Genomic DNA, 9,245 nt, shown 5'->3' on the forward strand with positions numbered 1-9,245 from the left:
ACCGCCCTCCGCTTCGATCCCGAAAACTTCGCGGCGCACCGCGGCATGGGGTTCCTCTGCCTCGAGCGGGGCGAATACAACGCCGCCTGCTGGCACCTCGAGCGCGCGGCCGAGCAGCGGCCGCAAGATGCTACCGTGCAGGAAGCGCTCGGGCTGGCCCGCGAGCGGCAGGCGGCCGCCGGGATGGCGCCAGCCGCCCCAGCCTACCTCTATGCGAGCGCCCCTGCTGCCGTCGTCGATCCGGCCCGTGTCTTCGAGCCGCTGCTCGCCGAGACTCCGTTCCTGGGCGCCATGGTGGTGGATCGACAGGGGCTCCTCCTCGCCGGCACCTTCGCCGATGGCGACCATGCCCGCGCCGAGGCGCTCGCCGCCATGCTGGACGGCGGCGTGCAGGAGGCGGAGCGCGCTGCCGTCTACCTGTCGCTGGGCGAGTGGCGCGGCATGGTGCTCGAGACCGACGCCGCCACGCTCCACCTCTCGCGGCTGGACGGCGGCTATACTCTGGTGGTGGCCGTCACCCACGAAGCACCCGCCGGCTGGCTGCTCCGTACCGCCGCCCGCGCCGCTGCCCTCGCGCAGCCCCTGCTCGAGACGGCCGCGTGAGCGACGCCTTCGCTGCGGTCCTCGATCGGCTGAGCCGCGTGCCGGGCGTGGAAGGCGCGCTGCTAGTCGATGCCGACGCCGGCGTCCTCGTAGCCGCCGACCTCGCCGGCGGTGTGGACGGCGGCGCAGTGGCCGCGCTCACGGCGTCGCTCTATCGCCAGACCGCTCGCGCCGCCGGGGACGCCGGTTTGGGCGCACTCGAGACCGTGCACCTCGAGGCGGAGGCCGGCCACGTGCTCGTGGCGGGTGCGGCCGCCCCCACGCTCCTGGTGGTGGCCGTGGCCGCAGTGGACGCGCAGCTCGGGCTCGTGCGCGTCGAAACCCAGCGCATCGCCGCGGAGCTGCTATGAGTGCGCGCGAGCTGGATCAGCTCATTGGCTCGCTGGCCGAGCCGATCGCCGCTTTCTTCCGCGAGGCGCGCGTGCGCCTGGTCCTGGTCGTGGACACGAGCGGCCGGGTGCTCGCGCAGCACGGATTCAGCCGCGCCTTCCGGCTGGGCGACGTCGCCGCCCTCGCCGCTGCGGCCCACGCCTCCGCGCGCCGCCTGGCCAGGATCACGGGAGCCGGCCGCTGGAGTCACCTGCACCACGCCGGGCGCGAGCGGCAGCTCTTCCTGGCACCGCTCCAGACAGCCGCCGGTGAGCTGTTCCTGGTCGCGATCTTTGATGAAGACTCCTCGCTCGGACTGGTCCAGCTCTTCTTCGACCGGCTCGAGCAGGAGCTGACCGGCGGCGAGCTGGCCGGCGGCTACGGCGCGCCTGACGCCCGCACTTTCGACGACGAGATGAACGCGGGGTTCCCGGGGATCCTGTACCCCGACACGGCAGGCGAGAGCTGATGCCGCTGGTCAACTACTCGACGCGTGAGATCACCTGCAAGATCGTCTACTACGGGCCGGGGCGGTCCGGAAAGACGACCAACCTGCAGTACATCCACGAGCGCCTGCCCGATGCGCGCAGGGGCCAGATGATCTCGCTGGCCACCGAGACGGACCGCACGCTGTTCTTCGACTTCCTGCCCCTGGACCTGGGCACAATCTCGGGATTCCGCGTGCGCTACCAGCTCTATACCGTGCCCGGGCAGGTGTATTATGAGGCGACGCGCCGCCTGGTGCTGCGCGGCGCCGATGGCGTGGTCTTCGTGGCCGATTCGCAGCGCGAGCTGCTCGAGGAGAACGTCTCGAGCCTGCGCAGTCTCTACGCCAACCTGCTGGAGGAGGGGTTCCAGATCCGCGAGCTGCCCATCGTGCTGCAGTATAATAAGCGCGACCTGCCGGACATCCTGCCCGTGGCAGAGCTCGATCAAGTGCTGAACTTCTGGGAGCTGTCGGCCTACCCCTCCATTGCCGTGACCGGCGCCGGCGTAATGGACACGCTGCGCGCCATCAGCGAGCAGGTGCTGCGCAGCCTCTCCCGGGGCATGGCCGGCAGCCACGCCGCCCGAGGCGGCACGGCGTCGGGCCAGCCGCGGGCCCGCCGCCGCGCGCGCTAGTGGCCGTGTGAGCCGAATCGCGCTGCTCGGACTTGCGCTGGTCCCGCTCCCCGTCCGCCCGTCCGCGCCTCCGGCCGCCGCCACGCCCTCCTGCCCGCTGGCCGTCGGAAACGCCGCGCTGACACTCTGCTACTGGCCTGGCGGCGAACGACTGGCCCGGCGCCTGCTCGCCCTCGCGCTCGCCGCGCCGCCGCTGCCGGCGTTGCCGCGCCGCGTCCTGAACGGAGCCGAGCCGGTCCGGATATTCCTGGCGCCGGACGCGCCGCGCTTCGACTCCCTGACCGGTGGGCGCGTGCCCGAATGGGGTGCCGGTGTCGCGGCGCCGGAGCAGAGTGTGATCGTGCTGCCGGCCTACGCCTCGGATCGCGCAGCCGCTCACGAACTGGGAGGCGTGCTCCGCCACGAGCTGGCCCACATCGCGCTGCACCGCTACCTGGAAGCGGCGCGCATCCCCCGCTGGTTCGACGAGGGCTACGCCCGCTGGGCTGCCGGCGAGTGGGATTTCGAGGCCGCCTGGATGCTGCGCCTGGCCTTCGCCCTGAACCGCGCGCCGCCCCTCGATTCCCTCGAACTCGCCTGGCCCGGCGCGGAAATGGAGGCGCGCGTCGCCTACCTGCTCGCCGCCAGTGCTGTCGGCTTCCTCACCGAGCAGAGCGGCGAGCGCGGGCTGCGCCTGCTGCTCGAGCGCTGGAGGCGCGCGGGTGCGCTCGAACCCGCGCTGCGCCGCACCTACGGGCTCACGCTCAGCCAGTTCGAGGAGGATTGGCGCAAAGCGGTGCGCAAGCGCTACGGCTGGCCCGTCTTCCTCACCCACTCGCTGGTGTTCTGGCTGTTCGCGGCCGTGCTGCTCCTCGTCCTCTACGCCGTCCGCCGGCGCCGCGACCGCACCCGCCTCGCAGGACTGCGCGCCAGCGAGCCGCCGGACTCGCCCGCCTACTGGCTGGAACCGCCGCCGCCGGACAGCGAACCGCCCCCCGAGCTGGACCGCCCCGAGACCCGACCCGTCTGAATCCCTTACGCTAGCGGGTCGAGGAACCCCGAGCGGCCAGCGCGCCGCTCGCCTGCAAGCTTGAACTGGGCGGCTATTCCGCTACATTTAGCACCATGGCGAACCTGCGGAAGACCCGGGGAGCTGCAGAGGCGTCGCGCGCGTCGCTCCAGTTCTCACCTATCAACGGCGTGCTGCTGGCGCTCGCGCTGGCCGCCATTACAGCCGGCTACCTGCTGCTCGCGCGCGGGTCCACGGTCGCGGCGCCGCTGCTCCTCGTGCTCGGCTACGCCGTGCTCATTCCCCTGGGCATCATTCTCTGAGGATGCCTTCGGGCGCTTAGCTCAGCCGGTTCAGAGCGCCTGCCTTACAAGCAGGAGGTCAGTGGTTCGAATCCACTAGCGCCCATCAGCGCCCATAGACTTACAGCATCGAGCGGTCCGAGAGTCAGCATAGAGTCAGCAGCCGAAGGAATTTCGGCCCGCCACGGCTTGGCCCTGCAACCTATCTGCCGATTGCCGTTTTCATTAGTACGCTTCCCCCCGAGGCAACACGCGGAGCACGATCAGCAACTCCGCGGTGTCATCACGCTGGAAGCGCACCCGATGGTCTCCCACCCGCAATCGGTATTCGGGCGGGTGCACGTCGGTAAGCTTCTTCACGTCGCCGTGCCCCGTCGCGGCGAAACGTTCGAGCGCGACGACAATGCGGGCTGCGGTCTGGACGTCCAGCTTTTTCAGGTCGCGGCGTGCGCGGGCCGTGTAGACCAGCGCGTAGCTCAAAGCCCCAGCTCGCGCTTGATTTCCTCGTGCGTTGAGATTCGCCCAGTTCTGACGTCCTCGCGCGCCTCCGCTACCGCCGCCTGCTCGTCCGCGGAGATGGTTTCATCTTCCGGGGGCGCATGGTCCAGCGCCCATCGCACGGGATCAGCGAGCCGCGCCAATGCTTCGAGCACTCGGACAGCAGTCGGGTGTTCGCTTTCTGGCAGCTCGTCCACCAAATGGTGCAGCCGCTCGCGCGTTGTCATCGCGTGCCTTCGCTCCTTCCTTATGCGTGACCTCACGATCCGCTACCCTCCGCCGTGGGCAGAGTGCCAAACGCCTCGCCCAGCATCTCCAGCGCCTCGGCCGGCTGCGTGGCGGCGATGCGCGCATAGATCTCCGTGGAGCGGCTATCCCTGTGCCCGAGCGCCGCGCCCACCACCTTGAGCGGGACGCCCCGCTGCACCAGCCAACTCCCCTCGTGCGCCGCAGGTCATGAATGGTCGCATCATGGACGCGCGCGGCCTCGCGGATACGCTCCCAGGCGCGCTCGATGTCCTCGCGCGGTTCCCGCTGGTCCTTCGGGGAAGGGAAGATCCACGGCGAATGTAGCATCCTCGGCAGGCTGCGCACGATCTCCATGGTCGGAGCCGAAAGCGGCACGATCTTCGGCTCGCCCGTCTTGGTGTCCTCGAGGAGTAAGCGGCGAGTCTCCAGATCCAGGCGGTCCCACCGAGCGCGTAGCAACTCGGTTTTCCGGCAGCAGGTCAAGAGCAGCAGCCGTATTGCCGCCGTGGCGTACACGTCGATCTCGGCGTTGAGTGCCCCCGCGAAAAACGGCCTGATCATTGCCTCCTGAACGAGAGCGGTGCGGAAATTGCAGTGTGTGGGGCCGTCTTCGTGCGTGGGTGAGCGACTGCGTCCCCGCCCGCCGGTCCGCCCCTTGGGTTTGGCCGTGTGTGGCAGGCCCAGTGATGCCCTGCGCACGAACGCTGCGGGGCGCCCCGCCGGTACAGGGGGGCGCCCCTGGTATTTTGTGGCCTCGCCGCCGCGCGGATCGGCTCCGGGAGCCGTGGGCCCCCCGCCCTTGCCGCGCCGAGCCGGCCTGCTTACAAATACAACGACTCCAAAAAGCCACGGGAGGCTCCCATGCTCCGCGTCCGGCGCAGTTTCGCCCTCGCCTTCCTGCTCCTGGCAGCCACGGCCGTCCGGCCGGAACCCGCCGACGCCCAGATCCTGAAGCGGATGAAGGAGCGCCTTCAGGAGAAGGCCGGTCAGAAGGCAGACACTCTGGTGGACAAGGCGGTTGATGCCGCGGCCAAGCCGCTCCTCGGCGGCGGCGAGAAGGCCACGCCAGCCCAGCCTGCCGCGCCGGCCCCCCCGGCCCCCGCCGCTGCCGGAACCGGTGCCGAGCCCGTGATCGACATCCTCGAGCCTTCCGAGTGGGCGGGCGGGGGGAACCGCGGAATCAGCATCGCGCCCAAACGGTCGATCCTGGTCCGGGGCACGGTGCGGCACGCGGGCGGCATCACGGACGTGCGCATCAATGGCGCCCGCGCCGCTTTCACCGTGGACCCGTCCGGCATGGCCGCCAGCTTCAGCGGTTACGCGCCCGTCGCGGCGGACACCCGGCAGGTCGAGATCGCCGCGCGCGGCGCCGACGGACGCGTCGCCTCCCGCAACTTCCCGGTCCAGCCGGCGGCGGCCGCCGCACCCACGGTCGCCGCCGCAGCCGCCGATGCCGGCGGACTCCGCGGCTTCAAGGGCCGGCGCTGGGCCGTCGTCATCGGGGTCAGCGACTACAAGGACCCCGCGATTCCGGACCTGCGTTACGCAGACGAGGACGCGCGCGCCGTTTACGACTTCCTGCGCTCGCCCGAGGCGGGCCTGGGTGGCATCCCCGCGGAGAACATCCTCCTGCTCCTCGACCAGCAGGCCACGGCCCGCAGCATCCGCTCGGCATTGCTCACCTTCCTCAAGCAGTCCACCGAGGACGACGTCATCTTTATCTACCTCGCGGGCCACGGGATGCCGGATCCACAGCGCCTGAACGACCTCTATATCCTCGCCTATGACACCGAGCTCGCCGACCTGGCGGCCACCGGCGTGCCCATGGAGGACATCAACCAGGCCATCACCAAGGCCTACGCCCGCAGCAAGATCCTTTTCACCGATGCCTGCCACTCGGCTGGCGTAGGAGCGGGCGGCAGCCGCGCCGTCAACATCAACCAGATCAATGGCCTCTTTCTGGACGCCATGAGCACCTCCTCCGGCGGCTTCGTGGCCTTTACCGCCTCGGAAGCGGCACAGCTCTCGCAAGAAGGCGCCGAGTGGGGCGGCGGCCACGGTGTCTATACCCACTTCCTGCTCGAGGGACTGCGGGGCGACGCCGATGAGGATAAGGACTACATTGTGACACTGGGCGAACTGATGGAGTACACGCGCGACCGCGTGCGCCGCGCTACCCGCAACGCCCAGATACCCACCATCTCGCTCACCACCTATGACCGGTACTGGCCCATGGCCATTACCACGCGATGAGGAGCGGACCAGGGGCCCTCGAGCGAGCGCGACGCCGCAACCCCCCAACATTCGCCGCCTGGCGGGCCCGCCGCATCACTGTACTGCTGGTCGCCGCGACCGCCTGCCGGGCGGAGCCCGAGCGGCAGGAGCAGCCGGCCGGGGCGCCCCAACCCGATACGTCGCAGGAGGTACCCACAATGGCGCTCTCCATGACCTCGATCGCCTTCCCCGAACAGGGGCAGATCCCGCGCCGCTACACCTGCGAGGGCGACGACGTCTCTCCCCCGCTCGCCTGGACCGGCGGCCCCGACGGTACCCAGAGCTTCGCCCTCATTGTCGATGACCCCGACGCACCCGACCCCCGCGCACCCAAGCGCACCTGGGTCCACTGGGTGCTCTACAACCTGCCAGCTACCGCCAGTGGCTTGACCGAAGCAGCGGCGCCCGGCGATCTGCCCCAGGGCACGCGACAGGGACGAAACGATTGGGGACGCACCGGCTACGGCGGTCCTTGCCCGCCCGTCGGCCGCCACCGCTACTTCCACAAGCTGTACGCGCTGGACACCTCGCTCGACGACCTGCAACAGCCCACCAAGGCCGACCTCGAGAAGGCCATGGAAGGCCACGTGCTAGCCCGCGCCGAGCTGGTCGGCACGTACGAGAAGCGGAAACAGTAACCCCCGGCGACCGCACCTTTCCGCTCCCCACCCACAAACCGATGGGATTCCCCACCCGCGTCTCCGCCCCTGGCTTCACCGCCTCCGCGTCCCCCCGCGCCGCGCTCCGGACGGGCCTCGGGGAACGCCTGGCGGCGTTTGCAGAAATTCCTAATTTTCTCCAGCGCGCCGCGTCCCGCCGCGCCCCAGATACATCTGCCTAACACGTTGTGCCACAATTAGATCTGCGATTGGACGGCGAACGCAGACCGAATCGACTTGAACGAAAACCGAAAGACTTGACGGGCGCAGGCGAAGGCTTTATCCTTGCGCTCAGACGTTGCGGGAGGCGGTCTCCACCCGCAATGTCAGGCCGACCGGCGGGACGCTGCCGGAAGGTCGCTCGAGAGGGGTTCGGCCCTGAGCGAGCCGGTTGCGGGGTCGCTGGACGCAACCGAAGCCCCGAAAGCTAGGGGCGCCTGAGCCTTGACCGCGAGGCGAGGGAAAGGGAAGCTGGTCCGGTCACCGCACGTGGTGACGTCGAACCGAAGGGACCGGATCCCGCCAGCGGAGGGAAAGCCCCCAGGAAGCGGCGTGCCGCATCTGGGGGCTTTCTACATCCAGCCCGGCACTCAGCCGCAAGAGGGGGAGGAGCGCTGTTGGCCAGAAACTGAGTGCCGGGTTGCCGCACTGCGGCCGGCACTGCAAACTGAGGTGCATGTGTGGGCGCTTCTCGCTGGCCGTGTCGCAGGCCGACCTCTTCGACGAGTTCGGGCTGCCTGAGGTCCCCTTCGACTACCGCCCCCGCTACAACATCGCACCCACTCAGCCCGTGCTCGCCCTGCGCCTGCGCGAGGGCGTGCCGCGACTAGGCTTCCTGCGCTGGGGGCTGATACCGCACTGGGCGCCCGGCCCCGCCACCGGCAGCCGCTTGATCAACGCCCGCATCGAGACGGTCGCCTCCCGCCCTGCCTTCCGCGACCCCCTGCGCTGGCGCCGCTGCCTGCTCCTCGCCGACGGCTTCTACGAGTGGAAGCGCGAAGGCTCCGGCAGCGCGCCGTTCCGGGTACGACTGCCCTCCGCGCGCCCCTTCGCGTTTGCCGGCCTGTGGGACCGCTGGCGCGCACCCGACTCCGAGCTCGTCGGCTCTTGTGCCATCCTCACCACGCGCGCCAACGACTGCATCCGGCCGATCCACGGCCGCATGCCCGTCATCCTGGGCGACGCCGCCACTCGTGAGGCCTGGCTGGACCCGGAAGTCGACACCCAAAGCCTGCTGCGCCGCGTGGATGCGGTCGCGTCGGCGCTCGATCTGCACGCCTACCCCGTCTCGCGCCTGGTCAACTCGCCCGACAACGACTCGCCCGAGTGCCTCGAACCGCTCTAACTGCAACCCCTTCCCGCTCTCACTCCTTTTTCCGTACCCGCACCCGTACCCGTACCCGACTATTATCACCGCGGCTCGCGAATGCGTACTCTGCTGCGCGGCGGCAGCGCCTACCGCTGGTCCGCCGCGTAGCTCCCCAGTACCCGCAGCACCTCGTCGATATCCGCCTCCGTATGATCCGCGTTGACCTGGAACCGGATCTCCTCGTCGCCGCGCGGCACCACCGGATAGCTCAGCCCCGTCACCAGGATCCCGTTGGCGTAGAGGTGGCGTACGAGGTCGCGGGTCCTGGCGGTGTCCCGCACCATGAGCGGCACGACCGGGTGCTCGCCCGGGATCACCTCGAAGCCCAGCCTGACCAGTCCTTGCTCGAAGCGCCGCGTCAGGCCGCGTAGCCGGGCCAGTAGCTCGCAGCCCCGCGGACTGTCCAGGATCTCGAGCGACGCGAGCGCCGCCGTCGCCTCACTCACGGTGATCGGGTTCGAGTAGATGTAGAAGGGGGAGGTCTCTCGCAGGTACCGGATCACGGCGGCCGAGGAGGCGACGTATCCGCCATTCACCCCCAGCGCCTTCCCCAGCGTGGCGACCAGCAGATCCACGGGTGCAGCGCCCGTGTACTCCTCGGTGCCGCGGCCCGTCTCGCCGAACGCGCCCACGCCGTGCGAGTCGTCCACTACCACCAGCACGTTCTCCTCGAACCCGCCGTCGTAGCGCCGGGCCAGCTCCATGATCAGGTCCAGCGGCGCGTGGTCGCCGCGCATGCTGAAGATCCCGTCCGTCAGCACGATGGCACGGCGCGCCCGCCCCGCCGCCGCCTCGAGCGCATCCTCGAGCCC

The 9,245-nt window shown here is 69.9% G+C and carries 13 protein-coding genes and 1 tRNA gene; 10 read left to right on the forward strand and 4 right to left on the reverse strand.

Annotation, left to right across the window (positions count from 1 at the left end; translation table 11 throughout):
* The 7 genes from HY703_11040 to HY703_11070 all read left to right on the forward strand — a co-directional run.
* Positions 1-603: roadblock/LC7 domain-containing protein (locus HY703_11040; protein ID MBI4545722.1), on the forward strand; the 603-nt coding region annotated here is incomplete at its 5' end.
* On the forward strand, positions 600-953 hold the full coding sequence (locus HY703_11045) for a roadblock/LC7 domain-containing protein (protein MBI4545723.1): 354 nt from the start codon (positions 600-602) through the stop codon (positions 951-953). The genes HY703_11040 and HY703_11045, both read left to right, overlap by 4 nt.
* On the forward strand, positions 950-1,441 hold the full coding sequence (locus tag HY703_11050) for a roadblock/LC7 domain-containing protein (protein ID MBI4545724.1): 492 nt from the start codon (positions 950-952) through the stop codon (positions 1,439-1,441). Before HY703_11045 ends, HY703_11050 begins: the two co-directional genes overlap by 4 nt.
* Positions 1,441-2,094, forward strand: coding sequence for a gliding-motility protein MglA (locus HY703_11055; protein MBI4545725.1), 654 nt, complete (start codon positions 1,441-1,443; stop codon positions 2,092-2,094). The genes HY703_11050 and HY703_11055 overlap by 1 nt, the downstream gene beginning before the upstream one ends.
* A gap of 7 nt (positions 2,095-2,101) precedes the next feature.
* Positions 2,102-3,103 (forward strand): hypothetical protein, encoded by a 1,002-nt coding sequence (locus tag HY703_11060; protein ID MBI4545726.1) that lies wholly within the window; start codon positions 2,102-2,104, stop codon positions 3,101-3,103.
* A 95-nt stretch (positions 3,104-3,198) separates the two neighbouring features.
* A complete protein-coding gene (locus HY703_11065; GenBank protein ID MBI4545727.1) occupies positions 3,199-3,405 on the forward strand; it encodes a hypothetical protein in 207 nt (68 codons plus the stop codon).
* Between the two features lie 10 nt (positions 3,406-3,415).
* A tRNA-Val gene (locus tag HY703_11070) sits at positions 3,416-3,490 on the forward strand.
* 119 nt (positions 3,491-3,609) lie between these two features.
* On the opposite strand, the gene HY703_11075 is transcribed toward HY703_11070, so the two are convergent.
* Genes HY703_11075 through HY703_11085 form a run of 3 tightly spaced genes read right to left on the reverse strand, consistent with a single transcriptional unit; the run spans position 3,610 to position 4,692 of the window.
* Positions 3,610-3,864 carry a type II toxin-antitoxin system RelE/ParE family toxin gene (locus tag HY703_11075; protein MBI4545728.1) on the reverse strand — a complete coding sequence of 85 codons (255 nt, stop codon included), beginning with the start codon at positions 3,862-3,864 and terminating at the stop codon, positions 3,610-3,612.
* Complete coding sequence (locus tag HY703_11080; protein ID MBI4545729.1) at positions 3,861-4,109, reverse strand: hypothetical protein; 249 nt, start codon at positions 4,107-4,109, stop codon at positions 3,861-3,863. The genes HY703_11075 and HY703_11080 overlap by 4 nt, the downstream gene beginning before the upstream one ends.
* Entirely contained in the window at positions 4,009-4,692 is a 684-nt protein-coding gene (locus HY703_11085; protein MBI4545730.1) for a site-specific integrase, read from the reverse strand. The genes HY703_11080 and HY703_11085 overlap by 101 nt, the downstream gene beginning before the upstream one ends.
* Positions 4,693-4,992: 300 nt before the next feature.
* Here HY703_11085 and HY703_11090 point away from each other — a divergent pair, with 300 nt between their 5' ends.
* The 3 genes from HY703_11090 (at position 4,993) to HY703_11100 (ending at position 8,409) form a co-directional block, all read left to right on the forward strand.
* The gene (locus tag HY703_11090) at positions 4,993-6,384 is read left to right on the forward strand and encodes a caspase family protein (protein ID MBI4545731.1); all 1,392 of its coding nucleotides are present in this window, start codon (positions 4,993-4,995) and stop codon (positions 6,382-6,384) included.
* Positions 6,385-6,563: 179 nt separating this feature from the next.
* A complete protein-coding gene (locus tag HY703_11095; GenBank protein ID MBI4545732.1) occupies positions 6,564-7,043 on the forward strand; it encodes a YbhB/YbcL family Raf kinase inhibitor-like protein in 480 nt (159 codons plus the stop codon).
* A 697-nt stretch (positions 7,044-7,740) separates the two neighbouring features.
* Positions 7,741-8,409, forward strand: coding sequence for an SOS response-associated peptidase (locus HY703_11100; GenBank protein MBI4545733.1), 669 nt, complete (start codon positions 7,741-7,743; stop codon positions 8,407-8,409).
* Positions 8,410-8,519: 110 nt separating this feature from the next.
* On the opposite strand, the gene HY703_11105 is transcribed toward HY703_11100, so the two are convergent.
* Positions 8,520-9,245, reverse strand: a 726-nt coding sequence (locus tag HY703_11105; GenBank protein ID MBI4545734.1) for an aminotransferase class I/II-fold pyridoxal phosphate-dependent enzyme, incomplete at its 5' end; no start/stop codon positions are given.

The sequence above is a fragment of the Gemmatimonadota bacterium genome (assembly GCA_016209965.1).
GTDB lineage: Bacteria > Gemmatimonadota > Gemmatimonadetes > Longimicrobiales > RSA9 > JACQVE01.